18 protein-coding genes are annotated in these 18,729 nt (G+C 70.7%); 14 read left to right on the top strand and 4 right to left on the bottom strand.

The features are described from left to right. Window positions 1-2 precede the first annotated feature (2 nt). The 10 genes from panC (at window position 3) to AC4IJH_RS28090 (ending at window position 7,527) form a co-directional block, all read left to right on the top strand. Window positions 3-1,055, top strand: a complete 1,053-nt coding sequence (panC, locus tag AC4IJH_RS28045) for a pantoate--beta-alanine ligase (protein WP_490854686.1) — start codon at window positions 3-5, stop codon at window positions 1,053-1,055. Then, window positions 1,052-2,833 carry an L-aspartate oxidase gene (locus tag AC4IJH_RS28050; protein WP_490854664.1) on the top strand — a complete coding sequence of 594 codons (1,782 nt, stop codon included), beginning with the start codon at window positions 1,052-1,054 and terminating at the stop codon, window positions 2,831-2,833. The genes panC and AC4IJH_RS28050 overlap by 4 nt, the downstream gene beginning before the upstream one ends. Next, a complete protein-coding gene (gene nadC / locus AC4IJH_RS28055; RefSeq protein ID WP_490854665.1) occupies window positions 2,830-3,864 on the top strand; it encodes a carboxylating nicotinate-nucleotide diphosphorylase in 1,035 nt (344 codons plus the stop codon). The genes AC4IJH_RS28050 and nadC overlap by 4 nt, the downstream gene beginning before the upstream one ends. Then, complete coding sequence (locus AC4IJH_RS28060) at window positions 3,864-4,661, top strand: type III pantothenate kinase (RefSeq protein ID WP_490854666.1); 798 nt, start codon at window positions 3,864-3,866, stop codon at window positions 4,659-4,661. Before nadC ends, AC4IJH_RS28060 begins: the two co-directional genes overlap by 1 nt. Window positions 4,662-4,781: 120 nt before the next feature. After that, entirely contained in the window at window positions 4,782-4,988 is a 207-nt protein-coding gene (locus AC4IJH_RS28065; protein ID WP_490854667.1) for a hypothetical protein, read from the top strand. A gap of 35 nt (window positions 4,989-5,023) precedes the next feature. Beyond that, window positions 5,024-5,641 carry a hypothetical protein gene (locus AC4IJH_RS28070; protein WP_490854668.1) on the top strand — a complete coding sequence of 206 codons (618 nt, stop codon included), beginning with the start codon at window positions 5,024-5,026 and terminating at the stop codon, window positions 5,639-5,641. Between the two features lie 46 nt (window positions 5,642-5,687). Continuing rightward, entirely contained in the window at window positions 5,688-5,867 is a 180-nt protein-coding gene (locus tag AC4IJH_RS28075) for a hypothetical protein (RefSeq protein ID WP_490854669.1), read from the top strand. A gap of 193 nt (window positions 5,868-6,060) precedes the next feature. Next, a complete protein-coding gene (locus AC4IJH_RS28080) occupies window positions 6,061-6,483 on the top strand; it encodes a BlaI/MecI/CopY family transcriptional regulator (protein ID WP_490854670.1) in 423 nt (140 codons plus the stop codon). A gap of 9 nt (window positions 6,484-6,492) precedes the next feature. Then, window positions 6,493-7,035: an amino-acid N-acetyltransferase gene (locus AC4IJH_RS28085; protein ID WP_490854671.1), complete on the top strand. Its 543-nt coding sequence runs from the start codon at window positions 6,493-6,495 to the stop codon at window positions 7,033-7,035. 156 nt (window positions 7,036-7,191) lie between these two features. Further along, complete coding sequence (locus AC4IJH_RS28090; RefSeq protein ID WP_490854687.1) at window positions 7,192-7,527, top strand: histone-like nucleoid-structuring protein Lsr2; 336 nt, start codon at window positions 7,192-7,194, stop codon at window positions 7,525-7,527. Here AC4IJH_RS28090 and AC4IJH_RS28095 read toward each other — a convergent pair. Next, window positions 7,458-8,126, bottom strand: coding sequence for an SCO3374 family protein (locus AC4IJH_RS28095; RefSeq protein ID WP_490854672.1), 669 nt, complete (start codon window positions 8,124-8,126; stop codon window positions 7,458-7,460). The two genes, AC4IJH_RS28090 and AC4IJH_RS28095, sit on opposite strands and share 70 nt — an antisense overlap. A gap of 488 nt (window positions 8,127-8,614) precedes the next feature. Here AC4IJH_RS28095 and AC4IJH_RS28100 point away from each other — a divergent pair, with 488 nt between their 5' ends. Then, window positions 8,615-11,140, top strand: a complete 2,526-nt coding sequence (locus tag AC4IJH_RS28100; protein WP_490854673.1) for an ATP-dependent Clp protease ATP-binding subunit — start codon at window positions 8,615-8,617, stop codon at window positions 11,138-11,140. Window positions 11,141-11,222: 82 nt separating this feature from the next. Here AC4IJH_RS28100 and AC4IJH_RS28105 read toward each other — a convergent pair whose 3' ends face one another. Beyond that, window positions 11,223-12,383 carry a phage tail sheath family protein gene (locus AC4IJH_RS28105; RefSeq protein WP_490854674.1) on the bottom strand — a complete coding sequence of 387 codons (1,161 nt, stop codon included), beginning with the start codon at window positions 12,381-12,383 and terminating at the stop codon, window positions 11,223-11,225. Window positions 12,384-13,063: 680 nt separating this feature from the next. Between AC4IJH_RS28105 and AC4IJH_RS28110 the strand changes: the two genes are divergently transcribed. After that, entirely contained in the window at window positions 13,064-13,717 is a 654-nt protein-coding gene (locus AC4IJH_RS28110; RefSeq protein WP_490854675.1) for a M23 family metallopeptidase, read from the top strand. A gap of 87 nt (window positions 13,718-13,804) precedes the next feature. Here AC4IJH_RS28110 and AC4IJH_RS28115 read toward each other — a convergent pair whose 3' ends face one another. Beyond that, window positions 13,805-14,389 carry a TetR/AcrR family transcriptional regulator gene (locus AC4IJH_RS28115; RefSeq protein ID WP_490854676.1) on the bottom strand — a complete coding sequence of 195 codons (585 nt, stop codon included), beginning with the start codon at window positions 14,387-14,389 and terminating at the stop codon, window positions 13,805-13,807. Window positions 14,390-14,583: 194 nt separating this feature from the next. On the opposite strand from AC4IJH_RS28115, the gene AC4IJH_RS28120 reads away from it, so the two are divergent. After that, window positions 14,584-16,188 carry an MDR family MFS transporter gene (locus tag AC4IJH_RS28120; protein WP_490854677.1) on the top strand — a complete coding sequence of 535 codons (1,605 nt, stop codon included), beginning with the start codon at window positions 14,584-14,586 and terminating at the stop codon, window positions 16,186-16,188. Between the two features lie 126 nt (window positions 16,189-16,314). On the opposite strand, the gene AC4IJH_RS28125 is transcribed toward AC4IJH_RS28120, so the two are convergent. Then, the gene (locus tag AC4IJH_RS28125) at window positions 16,315-17,790 is read right to left on the bottom strand and encodes an amino acid permease (protein WP_490854678.1); all 1,476 of its coding nucleotides are present in this window, start codon (window positions 17,788-17,790) and stop codon (window positions 16,315-16,317) included. Window positions 17,791-17,918: 128 nt separating this feature from the next. Here AC4IJH_RS28125 and AC4IJH_RS28130 point away from each other — a divergent pair, with 128 nt between their 5' ends. Then, a complete protein-coding gene (locus AC4IJH_RS28130; protein ID WP_490854679.1) occupies window positions 17,919-18,680 on the top strand; it encodes a DUF4097 family beta strand repeat-containing protein in 762 nt (253 codons plus the stop codon). The last annotated feature ends 49 nt before the right edge of the window (window positions 18,681-18,729 follow it).

Here is an 18,729-nt window from a genome sequence, read left to right on the forward strand (position 1 = left end):
CCCTGCGCACCCACCTGGTGCACACCGCCGCCGACCTGCGCGCGCTGCCCCGCCGCGCCGGACAGCGCGCCGTCGTCATGACCATGGGCGCCCTGCACGAGGGCCACGCCACCTTGATCAGGGCCGCCCGCGACCGCGTGGGCCCGCACGGCCAGGTCGTGGTCACGGTCTTCGTCAACCCCCTCCAGTTCGGCGCGGGCGAGGACCTGGACCGCTACCCCCGCACCCTGGACGCCGACCTCGCACTGGCCGAAAAGGCGGGCGCGGACGCGGTGTTCGCCCCCTCGGCCGAGGAGGTCTACCCCGGCGGCGAGCCCCAGGTCCGTATCAGCGCGGGCCCCATGGGCGACCTCCTGGAGGGCGCCTCGCGCCCTGGCCACTTCGACGGCGTGCTCACCGTCGTCGCCAAGCTGCTGCACCTGTCGGCGCCCGATCTGGCCCTGTTCGGCCAGAAGGACGCCCAGCAGCTCGCCGTGATCACCCGCATGGTGCGCGACCTGAACTTCCCCGTCGAGGTCGTCGGCGTCCCCACCGTCCGCGAGGACGACGGGCTCGCCCTCTCCAGCCGCAACCGCTACCTCTCGGACCCCGAGCGGGGCACGGCCCTGGCCCTGTCCGGCGCCCTGTTCGCCGCGCGCGACCGGCTGGCAGCAGAGGAGGCGCTGCGCGCCCGCGCAGCCTGCGCCACCGCGACGCCGCCCAACCGGACCCGCGCCCGGGCGCTGGCCGCCCTCGGCGAGGACCGCGCGGCCGCCGACGCGCACGCCGTCGCGCACGCCGCCACCACCCCGCCGCACGGCCCCTCGGTGGCCCGCGCCGCCGCCCGCACCGTTCTTGAGGACGCCGCCCGCCTCGAACCGCCCCTGGTCCTGGACTACTTGGCGCTGGTCGACCCCGCCGACTTCACCGAGATCCCCGACTCCTACGAAGGAGAGGCGGTGCTCGCCGTGGCCGCCAAGGTCGGCACCACCCGCCTCATCGACAACCTGCGGCTCGTCTTCGGGGCGCCCGGCCGGGCCCCCGCCGCCCTTGACCCCCATGGAGCACAGCGATGACCGGCATACGCCTCACAGCCCCGCGCCCCGGCTGGTCCATCGACGCCGATGTCGTCGTCGTGGGCTCCGGCGTCGCCGGGCTGACCGCCGCGCTGCGCTGCGCCGCGGCAGGGCACCGGACCGTCGTCGTCACCAAGGCCCGCCTGGACGACGGCTCCACGCGCTGGGCCCAGGGCGGCATCGCCGCGGCCCTCGGCGAGGGCGACACCCCCGAACAGCACCTTGAGGACACCCTCGTCGCCGGCGCCGGACTGTGCGACGAGACGGCGGTACGCACCCTGGTCACCGAAGGCCCGGACGCGGTACGCCGCCTGATCGCCACCGGAGCCCACTTCGACACCGCCGCGGACACCGGCGAGATAGCCCTCACCCGCGAGGGCGGCCACCACCGCCGCCGCATCGCGCACGCCGGAGGGGACGCCACCGGCGCCGAGATCTCCCGCGCGCTGGTCGAGGCGGTCCGTTCCCATGGAAGGGGCGAGCGCGAAGCGCTCTCGACCGGGGGCGGTGGCGGGCGACGGGCGGGCCTGCGCACGATCGAGAACGCCCTGGTGCTGGACCTGCTCACGGACGCCGAAGGCCGCACCGCAGGCGTCACCCTGCACGTCATGGGCGAGGGGCAGCACGACGGCGTCGGCGCCGTGCACGCGCCCGCCGTCGTCCTGGCCACCGGCGGCATGGGCCAGGTCTTCTCCGCCACCACCAACCCGGCCGTCTCCACCGGCGACGGCGTGGCCCTCGCGCTGCGGGCCGGCGCCGAGGTCTCCGACCTGGAGTTCGTCCAGTTCCACCCCACCGTGCTGTACCTGGGCCCGGACGCCGAGGGCCAGCAGCCGCTGATCTCGGAGGCCGTACGGGGCGAGGGCGCCCATCTCGTGGACGCCGACGGCACCCGCTTCATGCTCGGACAGCACGAGCTCGCCGAGCTCGCGCCGCGCGACATCGTCGCCAAGGCCATCCTGCGCCACGCCCAGGAACAGGGCACCGAGCACATGTACTTGGACGCCCGCCACTTCGGCGCCCGGATGTGGGAGCAGCGCTTCCCCACCATCCTCGCCACCTGCCGCGCCCACGGCATCGACCCGGTGACCGAGCCCATCCCCGTCGCGCCCGCGGCCCACCACGCCTCCGGCGGCGTCCGTACCGACCTGCGGGGCCGCACCACCGTCCCGGGCCTGTACGCCTGCGGCGAGGTCGCCTGCACCGGCGTGCACGGCGCCAACCGCCTGGCGTCCAACTCCCTTCTGGAGGGCCTGGTCTTCGCCGAGCGCATCGCCCGGGACATCACCGAGCGGCCCGACCTGCGGCCGGGCGCGGCGGTGGACCCGGGCGGGGAGAGCGTCCCGCTGCTGGCCCCCGAGGCCCGTACCGAGATCCAGCGGATCATGACGGCGGGCGCCGGTGTGCTGCGCTCCGCCGCCAGCCTCACCAAGGCCGCGGACGCGCTGGCCCGGCTCTGGGAGGAGGCGGCCGATACGGATGGGACGGCGGACGGCAAGGCCGCCGAGCCCGGCGTCGAGGCGTGGGAGGCGACCAACCTCCTGCTGGTGGCCCGGGTGCTGACCGCGGCCGCCGCCCGCCGCGAGGAGACCCGCGGCTGCCACTGGCGCGAGGACCACCCCGACCGCGACGACGCCGCCTGGCAGCGCCACTTCCGTATCGCCCTGGCCGCGCCCCGCTCCCTGTCCGTCCGCAGCACGGACACCGCCGCCTTCCCCGCGACGTCCCCCACCGCACCGCCCGAGACCGCAGCCCCCGAAACGGAGCAGAACCCGTGAGCACCCCCGGCACCCCTGGTGACCTTCCCCTCCTCCAGATCGGCGGCCCGTCCGCGGACGGCGCGGCGGGCTGCGGCGACAACTGCGGCTGCGGCTCCGGCGAGGCCTACGACCTGGACCCCCTCCAGTGCGGGCTGGACCCGGCGCTGGCCGCGCTGCTGGTCGAGGCGGGCCTGGACCCCGTACAGGTCGAGGACATCGCCCATATGGCCATCGAGGAGGACCTGGACCAGGGCGTGGACGTCACGACCGTGGCCACCGTCCCCGAGGACGCCGTCGCCACCGGTGACTTCACCGCCCGCGAGGCGGGCACGGTGGCCGGGCTGCGCGTCGCCGAGGCGGTCCTGTCGATCGTGTGCACCGACGAGTTCGAGGTCGAGCGGCACGTCGAGGACGGCGAGAAGGTCGCCGCCGGCCAGAAGCTGCTGTCGGTCACCACCCGCACCCGCGACCTGCTCGTCGCCGAGCGCAGCGCGCTGAACCTGCTGTGCCGCCTCTCGGGCATCGCCACCGCCACCCGCGCCTGGGCCGATGCCCTTGAGGGCACCAAGACCAAGGTCCGCGACACCCGCAAGACCACCCCCGGCCTGCGCGCCCTGGAGAAGTTCGCGGTCCGCTGCGGCGGCGGCGTCAACCACCGCATGTCGCTCTCGGACGCCGCGCTGGTCAAGGACAACCACGTGGTCGCGGCGGGCGGCGTCGCCGAGGCCTTCAAGGCCGTACGCACCCAGTTCCCCGGCGTGGCCATCGAGGTCGAGGTCGACACCCTCCACCAGGTCCGCGAAGTCCTGGACGCCGGCGCCGACTTGATCCTCCTGGACAACTTCACCCCGGGCGAGACCGAGGAGGCCGTCGCGCTGGTCGCCGGCCGCGCGATCCTGGAGTCCTCGGGCCGCCTCACCCTGGACAACGCCCGCACTTACGCCGAGACCGGCGTGGACTACCTCGCCGTGGGCGCGCTCACCCACTCCTCCCCGGTCCTGGACATCGGCCTGGACCTGCGCGAGGACGCCCCGGGGGAGCAGGCCTGATGCTGCTGACCATCGACGTCGGTAACACCCACACCGTCCTCGGCCTCTTCGACGGCGAGGACATCGTCGAGCACTGGCGGATCTCCACCGACGCCCGCCGCACCGCCGACGAACTGGCCGTCCTGCTCCACGGGTTGATGGGCATGCACCCCCTGCTCGGCGAGGAGCTGGGCGACGGCATCGAGGGCATCGCCATCTGCTCCACCGTCCCCTCGGTGCTGCACGAGCTGCGCGAGGTCACCCGCCGCTATTACGGCGACGTGCCCGCCGTCCTGGTCGAGCCCGGCGTCAAGACCGGCGTCCCGATCCTCATGGACAACCCCAAGGAGGTCGGCGCCGACCGCATCATCAACGCCCTGGCCGCCGTCGAGCTCTACGGCGGCCCGGCGATCGTCGTCGACTTCGGCACGGCCACCACCTTCGACGCGGTCAGCGCGCGCGGCGAGTACGTCGGCGGCGTGATCGCCCCGGGCATCGAGATCTCGGTGGACGCCCTCGGCGTCAAGGGCGCCCAGCTGCGCAAGATCGAGCTGGCCCGCCCGCGCAGCGTCATCGGCAAGAACACCGTCGAGGCCATGCAGTCCGGCATCCTGTACGGCTTCGCCGGCCAGGTCGACGGCGTCGTGCACCGCATGGCCCGCGAACTGGCCGAGGACCCCGACCAGGTGACCGTCATCGCCACCGGCGGCCTGGCCCCCATGGTGCTGGGCGAGTCCTCCGTCATCGACGAGCACGAGCCCTGGCTCACCCTGATCGGCCTGCGCCTGGTCTACGAGCGCAACGTCTCGCGCACCTGAGAACGCCGTACGGGCCCGGCCCCGGGCCCGTACGAGCCGCCTCCCGTACAACCATCCGGTGCCCCGCGCAGTCTCCTTGCCGTGTGCAAGTCCCCTGTGCCCACGAGGAGTTGAGCGCGAATGAGACATTCACCCGGCCTGCTGCGCGCCTGCGGGCTGGTGGCCGTCGCCGTGCTGGCGCTCAGCGCACTGGCGGCGCGCGCCCAGGCCGGCACCGCCCAAGTGCGGCCGCTCCCGTCCCCTGCGCCGGCCCACGGCGCGGCTTCGGACGCGCTGGGGCGTACGGGCGAAACGGCTGACCCGGCCGCGCCACAGAAATGGCGTTAAGCCGATTTTGTCCGTATCTGACGTAAAGTCAGGCCATGCCCACGCCCTACGGTTCCCGAGGCGGCATGGCGTTCAGCGCCGATGAGTTGTGTGTGCTGCGCCGCGCCCTCGCCATCGCCCTCCAGCCGATGCCCGTCCCCGCGCCCCTCGGCGCCCACGACCCCGGCCGGTCGCAGCAGGTCCAGGACTTCCTCGCGCTGGCCGGGGCGGTCGACGAAGCGGTCGAGGAGGGGGCCAGGCTGCGCTCCTTCCTCCTGGCCGACCTCGCCCGTTACCGCGACGCCCTGCCCGGCTCCGCCGCCGGCTACCTCGACCGGCTCCAGGACGCCCTGGCCGCCGGCCACGTCCCCGGCCCCGAGGACCTGGCCGCCCTGCGCTCGCTGCGCGCCCACCCCGCGGGCGCGGCCGAGTCCGAGCGCCGCAGCACCCTGCTGCACCGCTGCGAGCGGCTGGCCGAGCACTCCGTACGGGCCCGGCTGCGCGCCCTGCCCGGCGGCAGGTCCGGTGCCCCCGAGGAGGGGACCGAGCGCGAACAGCCCGCGCCGCGCCCCCGCCCGCAGGCCCCGCGCCCGGACCGCCCGGTCCCCACGCCGGGCGAGGTCTTCCCGCCGCGCCGCAAGCCCACCGAGCCCCCGGCGGCCCGCTCGGCCTGAGCGCTGCGTACTCTGGAACCCTCACCGGCGAAGGAGGCCACAAGGCATGGATTACATCGCAGCGCTGCTCCCGCCCGTGGTGATGGCCGTGGCCTTCATCGCGCTGATCGTGACCATCGTCAAGAGCCAGGGCGGCGACAAGAAGGCCAAGGAGGACGCGGCCGTGGACGCCGCCCTCTCCCGCGCCGAGGCCGCCCGCCAGGGGCCCACGGCGCACGGCGCCTGACCTCGGTCCGCCCGCCGCGCCGCCGCGGCAGCACAATTCGAGTTCGCGTACGCCACGTACGGCCCGGGATTGATCGTCCCGGGCCGTACATCCTTTTTCCTCGGTAAATCAACCGTCATCAACCGGCATTCGCGACATCTCCCACTATTGTTCTCGTGTGCCGAGACGCTTGGGTGATCTGGAAGATGCGGTCATGACACGGGTCTGGGAGTGGAACCGCCCGGTTACCGTTCGGGAAGTGCTCGAAGATCTGCAGAAGGAACGGTCCATCGCCTACACGACGGTCATGACCGTATTGGACAACCTTCATCAGAAGGGCTGGGTCCGCCGTGAAGCCGAAGGCCGCGCCTATAGATATGAGGCGGTCTCCACTCGTGCCGCCTACTCGGCCGCACTCATGAACGAGGCGTGGTCCGCCAGTGACAACCCCGCGGCCGCTCTCGTGGCCTTCTTCGGCATGATGTCGCCGGAACAGCGCCACTCCCTGCGCGATGCGGTTCGCATGATGCAAGCCGATGAACCGGCCGAACCTTCGGAACCCACCGCGGAACGCGTGGTCGAACCCGGTACGCAAGCCGCAGAACCCGAGGAGGGGGCGCCGGACTCGGGGCGATAGCGTCACCGCATGGCTCCGCTATCAAAAGGCGTCACCGTCCGACGTGCCAGGACCAGCGATGTGCCGGCGGTACGCCGGCTCATCGACTCCTACTCGCGCGAGGGGATCCTGCTCGACAAAGCCACCGTCACGCTTTACGAGGACATCCAGGAGTTCTGGGTGGCCGAGCAGGCCGAAGCGGTATCCGCGGACGGTGCGCGGGCGGGCGCGGTCGTGGGGTGCGGGGCGCTGCACGTGATGTGGGAAGACCTGGCCGAAGTGCGCACCCTGGCCGTGGACCCGCGGATGAAGGGCACCGGGGTGGGGCATCAACTCCTGGACAAGCTCGTGCACACTGCAGGCAGGCTCGGAGTACGGCGCATTTTCTGCCTCACCTTCGAAGTGGACTTCTTCGCCAAGCACGGGTTCGTGGAGATCGGCGAGACGCCCGTCGACACAGATGTCTACAGCGAGCTGCTGCGTTCCTATGACGAGGGCGTTGCCGAGTTCCTCGGTCTCGAACGAGTGAAGCCCAACACCCTGGGCAACAGCCGCATGCTTCTGCACCTGTGATCAGCGTTCTATGTCCGAATCGCGCCCCTATCTCATAGCTACGGAAGCATGTGTTCCCCGGTCGCTGGGCAAGTGAACCCTACCCAGGGGTTTGTGTTTTTCCCGGAAAAGCGGTTTGCTTTCCGTCGTAATCCACATTCGATGAAAGGGAAACCGGTGGCACAGAAGGTTCAGGTTCTTCTTGTCGACGACCTCGACGGTGGCGAGGCTGACGAGACGGTGACGTTCGCTCTCGACGGCAAGTCCTACGAGATCGACCTCACCACCGCTAACGCCCAGAAGCTGCGCGAGTCGCTCGCGGACTTCGTGAAGGCCGGCCGCAAGACCGGCGGTCGTGCTGCTTCGGGCCGCGGCAAGGTGCGGGCGTCCGTCAGCAGCAGCCCGGACACCGCGAAGATCCGCGCGTGGGCCAAGGAGAACGGCTACAACGTCAACGACCGCGGCCGCGTTCCGGCCGAGATCCGCGAGGCGTTCGAGAAGGCCAACGGCTGAGGGCGGTTCACGCGTTCGGTTTGTGCATTACCCACACCCAGCAACCGGGCCCGGTGGCACTCCGTAGCCGCCGCGCTCACGAGTCGTACGAGGTCGGGGGCGTTGCCATCGCCCCTCGGTCCTGCCCCGATCCCCGTGGTGGGCAGAGCCGTCTCGACCTCGCGCTCCGGCTCGGGAGGCCGCACCCACCCCGCGGCCTCCCGCGAGCCCGGACTCCAGGGCGGCGGTGGGGGCGCGGGCATGCGCTCTCCGCTTCCGCGGACCCTGAGGTCCAGGTCCAGGGCGTCCCACTCCAGCCACTGGAGCAGCCCCGGCAGTTCCTCGGCGCTGCCCGCGGCCACGAGCATCAGCATCCTGGCGCCGCCGCACCAGCCGTCGCCCGCGTCCGCCACGAGCGCGACCGGGCCGGTGTGCCGTACGCGCCGCAGCACCGCGCGGCCCGCCCCGGCCGGCAGGTCCAGGGCGTCGAAGCGCACCCCGGTCAGCAGCTGGAGGGGCTCCCCGCCGTCGGTGGGCCAGCGCAGCTCCTCCTCGTACCACTGCCGCAGGGCGGTGGGAGGTGTCCGGGGGGAGCGCTGACGCGGAAGCGCGATGGCCATGCCCGGTGCAACTGCCGAAGTCCCAAGAAGTTACGTTGGGTTGATGGCCGGATACGTAACGTGGCTACGACAGGGGGCGTAGGGGCGCATTGGGTGGCGCAAGGATGTTCGCCCGTAGCTGATGGAAACGGCCCGTGCCGCATGGAGTGTCAGTGGCGGCGGGTAAGACTTTCCATGTGGGGAGGGACGATGAAGAGCGATGAACGCAGCGCATTCGGCACTTCGGCCGGGCCGTGCCCGGCGCCGGGCTGGCGTGTCGGCGAGGGCGGCGTTCGCCACGGGCGTAGTGGCACAGGGCGTATATGCCTGGCCTGCGGGAACATCGTCTCGCACCATCGGGTTGGAGCAGATGTCGGCGTTCGGGGCAGGAGGCCAAGGACGGGTGTCGGCAGTTGGAATGAGCGGTCCCCGCTTGCGGGACTAAGCTGCGGAAGGACAGGGAGGGGACCGACCCCTTACTGCCTGACCGCTCTGAGGAGCGATTAACGATGTTCGAGAGGTTCACCGACCGCGCGCGGCGGGTTGTCGTCCTGGCTCAGGAAGAAGCCCGGATGCTCAACCACAACTACATCGGCACCGAGCACATCCTCCTGGGCCTGATCCACGAGGGTGAGGGTGTCGCCGCTAAGGCCCTGGAGAGCCTCGGGATTTCGCTCGAGGCGGTCCGCCAGCAGGTGGAGGAGATCATCGGGCAGGGGCAGCAGGCTCCGTCCGGGCACATCCCCTTCACCCCCCGTGCCAAGAAGGTCCTGGAGCTGTCGCTCCGCGAGGCCCTTCAGCTCGGCCACAACTACATCGGCACCGAGCACATCCTGCTCGGCCTGATCCGCGAGGGCGAGGGCGTCGCCGCCCAGGTCCTGGTGAAGCTGGGCGCCGATCTCAACCGGGTGCGGCAGCAGGTCATCCAGCTGCTCTCCGGCTACCAGGGCAAGGAGGCCGCCACCGCCGGCGGCCCGGCCGAGGGCACCCCCTCGACCTCCCTGGTCCTCGACCAGTTCGGCCGCAACCTCACCCAGGCGGCGCGCGAATCCAAGCTCGACCCGGTCATCGGGCGCGAGAAGGAGATCGAGCGCGTCATGCAGGTGCTGTCGCGCCGTACGAAGAACAACCCGGTTCTCATCGGCGAGCCCGGCGTCGGCAAGACGGCGGTCGTCGAGGGACTGGCGCAGGCCATCGTCAAGGGCGAGGTGCCCGAGACCCTCAAGGACAAGCACCTCTACACCCTGGACCTGGGCGCGCTGGTCGCCGGTTCCCGCTACCGCGGTGACTTCGAGGAGCGCCTGAAGAAGGTCCTCAAGGAGATCCGCACCCGCGGCGACATCATCCTGTTCATCGACGAGCTGCACACGCTGGTCGGCGCGGGCGCCGCGGAGGGCGCCATCGACGCGGCCTCGATCCTCAAGCCGATGCTGGCGCGGGGCGAGCTGCAGACCATCGGTGCCACGACGCTGGACGAGTACCGCAAGCACCTGGAGAAGGACGCGGCCCTTGAGCGCCGCTTCCAGCCCATCCAGGTCGCCGAGCCGTCGCTGCCGCACACCATCGAGATCCTCAAGGGTCTGCGCGACCGCTACGAGGCCCACCACCGCGTCTCCATCACGGACGAGGCGCTGGTCCAGGCCGCGCAGCTGGCCGACCGCTACATCTCCGACCGCTTCCTGCCGGACAAGGCGATCGACCTGATCGACGAGGCCGGCTCCCGGATGCGCATCCGCCGGATGACCGCGCCGCCGGACCTGCGCGAGTTCGACGAGAAGATCGCCGACGTGCGCCGGGAGAAGGAGTCCGCGATCGACTCGCAGGACTTCGAGATGGCCGCGGGCCTGCGCGACAAGGAGAAGCAGCTCCTGGCCGCGAAGGCCAAGCGGGAGAAGGAGTGGAAGGCCGGCGACATGGACGTCGTCGCCGAGGTCGACGGCGAGCTGATCGCCGAGGTGCTGGCCACGGCCACGGGCATCCCGGTCTTCAAGCTTACCGAGGAGGAGTCCAGCCGCCTGCTGCGCATGGAGGACGAGCTCCACAAGCGCGTCATCGGGCAGAAGGACGCCATCAAGGCGCTCTCGCAGGCCATCCGCCGTACCCGGGCCGGTCTGAAGGACCCCAAGCGCCCCGGTGGCTCGTTCATCTTCGCGGGCCCCTCGGGTGTCGGTAAGACCGAGCTGAGCAAGACCCTCGCCGAGTTCCTCTTCGGCGACGAGGACGCGCTGATCTCGCTCGACATGTCGGAGTTCAGCGAGAAGCACACCGTCTCGCGGCTCTTCGGCTCGCCCCCCGGCTACGTCGGCTACGAAGAGGGCGGCCAGCTCACCGAGAAGGTGCGCCGCAAGCCGTTCTCGGTCGTCCTGTTCGACGAGGTCGAGAAGGCCCACCCGGACATCTTCAACTCGCTGCTGCAGATCCTGGAGGACGGTCGCCTGACCGACTCCCAGGGCCGGGTCGTGGACTTCAAGAACACCGTCATCATCATGACGACCAACCTCGGCACCCGGGACATCTCCAAGGGCTTCAACCTGGGCTTCGCGGCCCAGGGCGACGTCAAGACCGGCTACGAGCGCATGAAGAACAAGGTCAACGAAGAGCTCAAGCAGCACTTCCGCCCCGAGTTCCTCAACCGTGTCGATGACACCGTGGTCTTCCACCAGCTCTCGCAGGAAGACATCATCCAGATCGTGGACCTGATGATCGACAAGGTCGACGAGCGCCTCAAGGACCGCGACATGGGCATCGAGCTCAGCAGCGACGCCAAGCAGGCACTGGCCAAGCGCGGTTACGACCCGGTGCTCGGCGCCCGTCCGCTGCGCCGCACGATCCAGCGCGACATCGAGGACGCCCTCTCGGAGAAGATCCTCTTCAACGAGCTGCGTCCGGGCCACATCGTGGTCGTCGATGTCGAGGGCGAGGGTGAGAACCTGAAGTTCACCTTCCGCGGCGAGGAGAAGTCCGCACTGCCGGACGTCCCGCCGATCGAGTCCGCCGCCGGTGGCGCGGGCCCGAACCTGAGCAAGGACGCGTAACTCCACCGCACCGACGGTGAAACTGCCCCGGAACCGCACGACGGTTCCGGGGCAGTCGCCTGTGCGGGGCGTGCTGCGTACCTCACTGCTCCGTCCCGGCCTCCTGTCCCACGGTCTGGGTGATGGTGAAGTGGATGAACTCCGCGGGCCGCACCGGGGCGATGCCGATGTCACAGGTCACCAGGCCCGGCTCCAGCTCGGCGGGGTCGTTGTTGGTGTGGTCGCAGGCGACGTAGAACGCCTCCTCCGGGGTGCGGCCCTGCAGCGCCCCCTGGCGCCACTGGTCGGCCAGGAAGGACTCGATGGAGCCTCGTAGCGTGCTCCACAGCCGCTCGTCGGTGGGCTCGAAGACGGCCCACGCGCTGCTCTGCCGGATCGAGTCGGCCAGGAAGCACACATAGCGGCGCACATTGAGGTAGTGCCAGTCACGGTTGTCGTTCGCCATCGTGCGGGCGCCCCACACCAGATGGCCCCGCCCGGGGTAGGTGCGCAGGGAGTTGATGCCGTTGCGGGCCAGCGCCATGTGTTCCTTGTCGGACAGGTCGCTCGCCAGGTCCAGCACGCCGGTCAGGGCCGCGTTGGCCGGGGCCCTGTGCACCCCGCGCTCCAGGTCCGAGCGGGCCCACACCCCGGCCACATGGCCGCACGGCGGCACCGTACGCTCGGTCCCGTCGATGCCCGGGACCGTGACCCACGGGTAGTACACGGCGCCGAACAGGGCGTCCGCCTCGTCCAGTTCGGGCAGTACGCCCGGCAGGTCCTCGGCCGAGACGCCCTCGGGGGCGTCCAGGATCGCCATCCGGTTGCCCATGTCCTTGCAGTGCTCGACCAGCGTCTGGATGGCCTGGTCCCGGTCCTCGTCCATCATCGCGATCTCCGGTACCGCGACCATGGACACGTCCGGCACGGTCGCCAGCCCCGCGAGCCCGGTACGCGCCGCGGCCTCGCCCCTGAGGTCGGCCACCTTGTCCTTGGACTCCTCGCCGAGCGGGACGATGTAGCAGGACGTGCCGCCGTTGGCGAAGAAGCCGTACACCGCCTCGGCCAGGACGAGCTCCCCGCGGGTGCTGGGCGCCGGGCTGAAGGTCCGGGAGAAGTCCTGGTGGCTGCGGACGAGCGTGGGGGCGGCCGGGCCCTGCTGGACGCGGCCGAGAAACGCCGGTGTCGAGGTGCCCGCCCCGGTGATGGTGCGGACACCGCTGGGATCTTCTCTTACGTGAACGCCTGGAGCGATGGGGTCCATGCTGTCTTCCCTTTCGGTGGTGCCGGCGCTCGATGCCGCAGTGGATCGATCGCGATACCTACGCTCCGAGGTTCCTGCTGGTGAGCAGGGGCGTACAAGAGCGCACACGGGGGCGTTCGGGGACGCCGGGGTCGTAGGGGACGGCAGCGGATGGGCGGGGCAGGAGCGCGGTCTGATCGCGGCGGCGCGCGATATTTCGGCGTGCGAACCCGGCAGGGGCCGGCGGCGGAATTCGGTGGCCCGGGGCGCGGGGTCGTTGGTCCCGATTCGGACAGCCCAAAGACCCGCCGGAAAGGCAGTGGATCTTATGTCGCGGTGACATGACGCACAGGCCTTTTCGGCCTTACTAGGCGGAATAGGAGCCGGCCGCCGCCGGGGAGGAGGGGCTGGTGTTTCCCGGGGTGGGGGTGCGGGGTGCAGGGGCCGGTGGGGCGGTTGGTCGAAAGTGCGAAGGGGCAGGTCACCGGGGCGCGGGTGGCGCGAGATCGCCCTCCTGGAGGACGCGGTCTCTGCGTTTGGTCCGATGGCGGGCGGGGTAGAGCTGGCGGCCCATTCCCTCGGGTTTCGCTACGGGGAGGGGTAGTAGAAGGGCGCTTTGAACGTGCGGCGACGAGCGGTTACCAAGGAATGGCGATCCCGGCCCGCAGCCGGGACTCATTCATTTCTGGAGGCCTTCCCGCATGTCGAAGCACGCCAAGTCCCGGTATACGAACAAGACCGCCCTGCGCACCCGCGCCGCCGTGATGGCCGTGGGCCTGGGGGCGTCCCTCGCGCTGGGTGCCGGGACGGCGACGGCGGCGGACGCCCTGGTGCTGACGGATCTGGCGCCGGGCCTGGACGAGGCGCTCACCGTGCAGGCCGACGCGCAGCGCAAGGCGGACGAGGCGGAGAAGAAGGCCGCCGAGGAGCGCGCGCACTCCTGGGTCTCGCCGGTGGACTCCTACGTGCTCGGCTCGACCTTCGGCATCGCCGGCGGCATGTGGGCGCACAACCACAGCGGGCAGGACTTCGTGGTGGGCACCGGCACGCCGGTCAAGGCCGCGCACGGCGGTGTCGTGGTCAAGGCCGGCGGCAACGGCGGCGGCGACGGCCCGGCGTACGGCAACGCCATCGTGATCAAGCACGACAACCACACGTACACGCAGTACGCGCACCTCTCGCAGGTGCGGGTCCAGCCCGGCCAGAACGTGGCGACCGGCCAGCAGATCGGTCTGTCCGGCAGCACCGGCAACTCCACCGGGCCGCACCTGCACTTCGAGGTGCGCACGGGCCCGGACTACGGCTCGGGCATCGAGCCGGTCGGCTTCCTGCGGGCGCACGGCGACAAGGTCTGATTCCGCGCCGCGCCGCGCCGCGCCTCGCGGGCGGCCCTCGGCAGCGCCTGCCTCAGCAGCGCGCCGCTCGGCGGGGCGCCCCTTGGCTCACCGCTCCGGACGCGGTGAGTTCGCGGCAGTGATCATTTCCGTGGCGACCTCCAGGATGGCCTTGCGCTTGTCCTCGGGGTCGCCTTCGAGGTTGTTCATCGCAAAGATCCCGGCGTGCAGGGAGAAGAGCGCGGTCAGGCAGCGGACCTGGTCGGTCAGATCCGCTTCGGGCTCCCTGAGCAGCCCGAAGAGGGTGAGCATGCGCTCCTTGAAGGTCTCCCCGATGCTCAGTTCGCGCACCGTGGCCTGGTTCTCCTGCATGAACCGGAACAGGGGCGTGGCATCGCGCAGGGACTCCGCGTAACGGCGGATGATCTCCTGCTTGGTCTCCAGGGTGCGCGGCTGTTCCTTGGCCCACTCGATCAGCTCGTCCATGGGCCTGGCCAGGTCCTGGAAGAGGCTGATGATGATGTCTTCCTTGGTCTTGAAGTGGTAGTAGAGCGCGGCCTTGGTGACATCCAGCTTCTCGGCGATCTCGCGCAGCGAGGTCTTGTCGTACCCCCGCTCCCCGAAGAGCTCCAGGGCGACGTCCTGAATGCGCTGGCGGGTGTTGCCCCGTCGCGTCTGCGATGTGCTGCCCATGGTGCTCTCCTGCGTCCGTCGGTACGGGATCAAACTAGATCACTCGCACTTGATCACTCTCGTCAAGCTAACGGGCCGTCTCTAACTTACTTGACGCCCGGCTAGTTGGAGCCCTACCTTCATCACCGTACCTAACTAGCCGGGCGGCAAGTAAGTGGAGTGATGCGGGGATGTCGCAGCGGACCGAGGCTCCGATGGGAGACATAGCAAAACCACCGACAGGTGGGCAGGGCACGGGGGAGCAGGGCAAGCAGCCGGCCAGTGTGCGGGTGGTGCTCTTCGCACTGATGATCGCGATGCTCCTCGCGATGCTCGACAACATGATCGTGGGCACGGCCATGCCGACGATCGTCGGCGAGCTGGGCGGGATGAACCACCTGTCCTGGGTGGTCACCGCCTACACGCTCGCCACCGCCGCCTCGACCCCGATCTGGGGCAAGCTCGGCGACATGTACGGGCGCAAGGGCGCCTTCCTCACCTCGATCGTGATCTTCCTGGTCGGCTCGGTGACCTCCGGCATGGCCCAGGACATGGGCCAGCTCATCGCCTTCCGCGTGGTGCAGGGCCTGGGCGCCGGCGGCCTGATGGTCGGCGTGATGGCGATCATCGGTGATCTGATTCCGCCGCGCGAGCGCGGCAAGTACCAGGGCATGATGGCCGGCGTGATGGCCGTGGCGATGGTCGGCGGCCCGCTGGTCGGCGGCACCATCACCGACCACCTCGGCTGGCGCTGGACCTTCTACATCAACCTGCCGCTGGGCGCGATCGCGCTCGCCATGGTCACCGCCGTACTGCACCTGCCCAAGAAGCGGGCGCGCGGCCGGGTCGACTACGTGGGCGCGGTGCTGCTGACGATCGGCATCACCTCGCTCGTCCTGATCACGACCTGGGGCGGCACCGAGTACGACTGGCTGTCCGGGCAGATCCTCGGCCTCGGCGCGGCCGGCGTCGTCGCCCTGGTGGCGTTCGTCTTCGTCGAGCGCAAGGTCAGCGAGCCGATCCTGCCGCTGCACATCTTCCGCAACGGCAACTTCTCGCTCGTCACCGTCATCGGCTTCCTGGTCGGCTTCGTGATGTTCGGGTCGATGACCTTCCTGCCGCTGTTCCAGCAGAGCGTCCAGGGCGCCTCGGCCACCAACTCCGGGCTGCTGCTCCTGCCGCTGATGGGCGGGCTGCTGGTGGTCTCGCTGATCGCGGGCCGGGTGACCACCCAGACCGGCAAGTACAAGATCTTCGTGGTCGGCGGCGGTGCGCTGCTGACGATCGGGCTCGGGCTGCTGTCCCTGATGGACACCGGTACGACCCGGCTCACCTCCAGCCTGTTCATGATCGTGCTCGGGGCCGGCATGGGCTTCTTGATGCAGACCACGATGCTCGTCGCGCAGAACAGCGTCGAGATGAAGGACATGGGCGTCGGCTCCTCCTCGGCCACCCTCTTCCGTACGATCGGCGGCTCCTTCGGTGTCGCGATCATGGGGGCGATCTTCACCAACCAGGTGCAGCAGACGATGACCGAGCGGCTCGGCGCGGCCGGGTCCAAGGTGGCCAGCGGCGGTACGCAGATGGACTTCAAGGCGCTGGACAAGCTGCCCGCCGGGGTGAAGGACGCGTACATGCACGCCGTCGCCAGCGGCACCCACCAGGTCTTCCTGTGGGGCGCGCTGATCAGCGTCATCGGATTCGCGGCGGCGTGGTTCCTCAAGGAGGTCCCGCTGCGCGGCGGCCCCGTCAAGCCGGCCGAGAGCACGGAGGGTGGGGACGCTCCGGCAGGCCGGGAGGCGGTGTCCCACACCGCCTGACCATCCGGTCCCTCGGCCCGAGCGGCCCCCCGGTGCGCGACGAGCGGCGCGCACCGGGGGGCCGCTGCCGTTGGAGCAGGGCCGGCGCTGGGGGCCGGGGCTGCCGGTCGCCCCGGCCGTGGTGGCTCAGCGGCTCGGGGAGGGGCTCTCCTCGGCGGGGCGGGGGGCCGGCGGCGCGGTGGTGCGCAGGGCGCGGTCCGCGCGGCGCCGGTGCAGCGCGTAGGAGGCGACGACGAGCAGGACGCACGGCACTCCGGTGAGCACCGCGGGGCGGAACTGCTCCGTGAAGGCCATGGTCACCAGCACGGCGAGGATGAACGCCATCGCCAGCAGCGTCGTCACCGGCGCGCCGGCCAGCGCGATGGGGGAGGGCGCCAGCCCCTCGGCGCGCCGCCGGCGGCGGAAGGCCAGATGCGTAGCGAAGATCATCAGCCAGGTGATCAGCGCGCTGAACAGCGCGACCGCCAGCAGCATCGGGAAGACCCGGTCCGGGGAGACGGCGGAGACCAGCACGGCGAAGAGGGCGCCGACGCCGGAGCACAGCAGCGCGGCCAGCGGCGAGCCGTGCCGGGTGAGCCGGGTCAGCCGGGCCGGGGCCGCGCCGTCCTCGCCGAGGGAGTACAGCACCCGCGCGGTGGCGAAGAGGTTGGTGTTCATGGCGGAGAGCGCGGCGGTGAGGATCACGGCGTTCATCACCGCCGCGGCGGCCGGCACCCCCGCCGCGCCGAAGAGCCGCACGAACGGGCTCTGGGCCACGCCGCCGTCCCCCGCGGCCTGGGACCACGGCACGATGGCGACGACCACGGCCATGCTCAGGACGTAGAACAGGACGAGCCGGAAGACGGTGGCGCGGGCCGCGCGCGGGATGTCCCGGGCCGGGTCCTTGGCCTCGGCGGCGGTCAGCGAGATGGCCTCGGTGCCGATGTAGCTGAAGGAGGCCAGGCTCATGGCCAGCCACAGGCCGGAGAGCCCGCTGGGGAAGAGCCCGCCGTTGCCGGTGAGGGTGCTGGTGCCCACGGCCTCCTGGCCGGGCAGCCCCACGAAGATCGCCACGGCGCCGACCGCGACGAACGCCACGATGGCCACCACCTTGATCATGGCGAACCAGTACTCGAACTCCCCGAAGACCCGCACCGAGAGGGCGTTGACGCCGAGCATGGCGACGGAGAAGAGAGCCACGGGGATCCACAGCGGCAGTTGGGGCCACCAGAAGCGCACGTACAGGCCGGCCGCGACGGCCTCGCTGCCGATGTTGACGACCTGCGCGATCCAGTACACCCAGCGCTGTACGTAACCGGCCATCGGGCCCAGGTAGAGGTGCGCGATGGCGCCGAAGCCCCCCGCCTTGGGGTGCACGGCCGCCATCTCCGCGACCGCGAACGCCACGGCGAGGGCCAGCATGGCCGCCGCCACGTACGCCAGGACGACCGCAGGACCGGCGAGCGCGAGCGCCTGACCCGACCCGAGGAAGAGCCCGGTGCCGATGGCGCCGCCGAGCGCGATCATGCTGACCTGGCGGCTGCTCAAGGTCCTGCGCAGCGCCGCCGGGGCCCGGTCGCCGCCGTGCTGTGTGCCGCTGGTTGCGCGGCCGCTCCTGTTCACCGATTCCCGCCGTTTCCTCAGACGTTGACTGTCCGTATAAATCATTCGATGCCGTCACGTAAGGTGACGCCGAGTCATTTCACCCGGCTCATCACCAGGGCCGGCGGCCGGCCGGCAGAAGGAGAGCAATGACCATTCGCACGCGCCTGATACCTGCCGCCGTTGCCGCCGTCGCCGTTTCCGCAGCCGTGACCTCGTGCTCGGCGGTGACAGGTGGCGACGAGACGAAGAAGGAACAGCGCAATTTCCGCTATACGGGCCAGCAGCTCTCGATCGATGCCAAGAATTCCGACGTCAGACTGCGGACCGGCGAGGACGGCACGATCGCGGTGAGCCGCGAGCTGAAGGGCAAGGCCGGACAGGACGGCAACGCCACCTGGTCCCTGGACGGCTCCCGGCTCACCCTGGACACCAACTGCTCGGGCATCTCCCTTACGTGCAGCGCCAGTTACACCGTCTCGGTGCCCAAGGGGGCGGCCGTCCGGCTCACCAGCACCGCGGGCAGCGTGTCCGCCCGCGACATGCCACAGCCGCTGGAACTGAGCGCGCGCGACGGCTCGGTCACGGTCGACAAGGCCTCCGGAAAGCTCTCGCTCACGGTGCACGGCGGCAATGCGACGGCAACCGGCATCTCCTCCCCGGAGTTCACCGCGTCCTCGGTCAACGGCCGGGTCAAGGCGGAGTTCTCGGCCGCGCCGCGCAAGGTCAGCGCCACGGCGAACAACGGGAACGTGAACGTCACGCTGCCCAAGGGGAGCGAGAAATACCGGGTGACCACCAAGGCCACCAACGGCCAGGAGAACTCCTCGGTGCCGAGCGACAAGGGCAGCGAGCGCACCATCGAACTGCGCAGCCAGAACGGCGCGGTGCGCCTGGAGCGCGCGCAGTAGCCCGCCGCCGTGGGGGGGGGGGGGGGCGGGGGGGGGGGGGGGGGGGCGG

Source organism: Streptomyces sp. UF-297 (assembly GCF_058245575.1).

Coding starts and splice junctions, on each gene's coding strand:
- AC4IJH_RS28075 (WP_490854669.1), top strand. CDS start 5,688: ATGGATTACATCGCAGCGCTGCTCCCGCCCGTGGTGATGGCCGTGGCC.
- AC4IJH_RS28050 (WP_490854664.1), top strand. CDS start 1,052: ATGACCGGCATACGCCTCACAGCCCCGCGCCCCGGCTGGTCCATCGAC.
- AC4IJH_RS28130 (WP_490854679.1), top strand. CDS start 17,919: ATGACCATTCGCACGCGCCTGATACCTGCCGCCGTTGCCGCCGTCGCC.
- AC4IJH_RS28065 (WP_490854667.1), top strand. CDS start 4,782: ATGAGACATTCACCCGGCCTGCTGCGCGCCTGCGGGCTGGTGGCCGTC.
- AC4IJH_RS28110 (WP_490854675.1), top strand. CDS start 13,064: ATGTCGAAGCACGCCAAGTCCCGGTATACGAACAAGACCGCCCTGCGC.
- AC4IJH_RS28085 (WP_490854671.1), top strand. CDS start 6,493: ATGGCTCCGCTATCAAAAGGCGTCACCGTCCGACGTGCCAGGACCAGC.
- AC4IJH_RS28105 (WP_490854674.1), bottom strand. CDS start 12,383: ATGGACCCCATCGCTCCAGGCGTTCACGTAAGAGAAGATCCCAGCGGT.
- AC4IJH_RS28100 (WP_490854673.1), top strand. CDS start 8,615: ATGTTCGAGAGGTTCACCGACCGCGCGCGGCGGGTTGTCGTCCTGGCT.
- AC4IJH_RS28070 (WP_490854668.1), top strand. CDS start 5,024: ATGCCCACGCCCTACGGTTCCCGAGGCGGCATGGCGTTCAGCGCCGAT.
- AC4IJH_RS28115 (WP_490854676.1), bottom strand. CDS start 14,389: ATGGGCAGCACATCGCAGACGCGACGGGGCAACACCCGCCAGCGCATT.
- AC4IJH_RS28060 (WP_490854666.1), top strand. CDS start 3,864: ATGCTGCTGACCATCGACGTCGGTAACACCCACACCGTCCTCGGCCTC.
- AC4IJH_RS28120 (WP_490854677.1), top strand. CDS start 14,584: ATGGGAGACATAGCAAAACCACCGACAGGTGGGCAGGGCACGGGGGAG.
- AC4IJH_RS28095 (WP_490854672.1), bottom strand. CDS start 8,126: ATGGCCATCGCGCTTCCGCGTCAGCGCTCCCCCCGGACACCTCCCACC.
- AC4IJH_RS28080 (WP_490854670.1), top strand. CDS start 6,061: ATGACACGGGTCTGGGAGTGGAACCGCCCGGTTACCGTTCGGGAAGTG.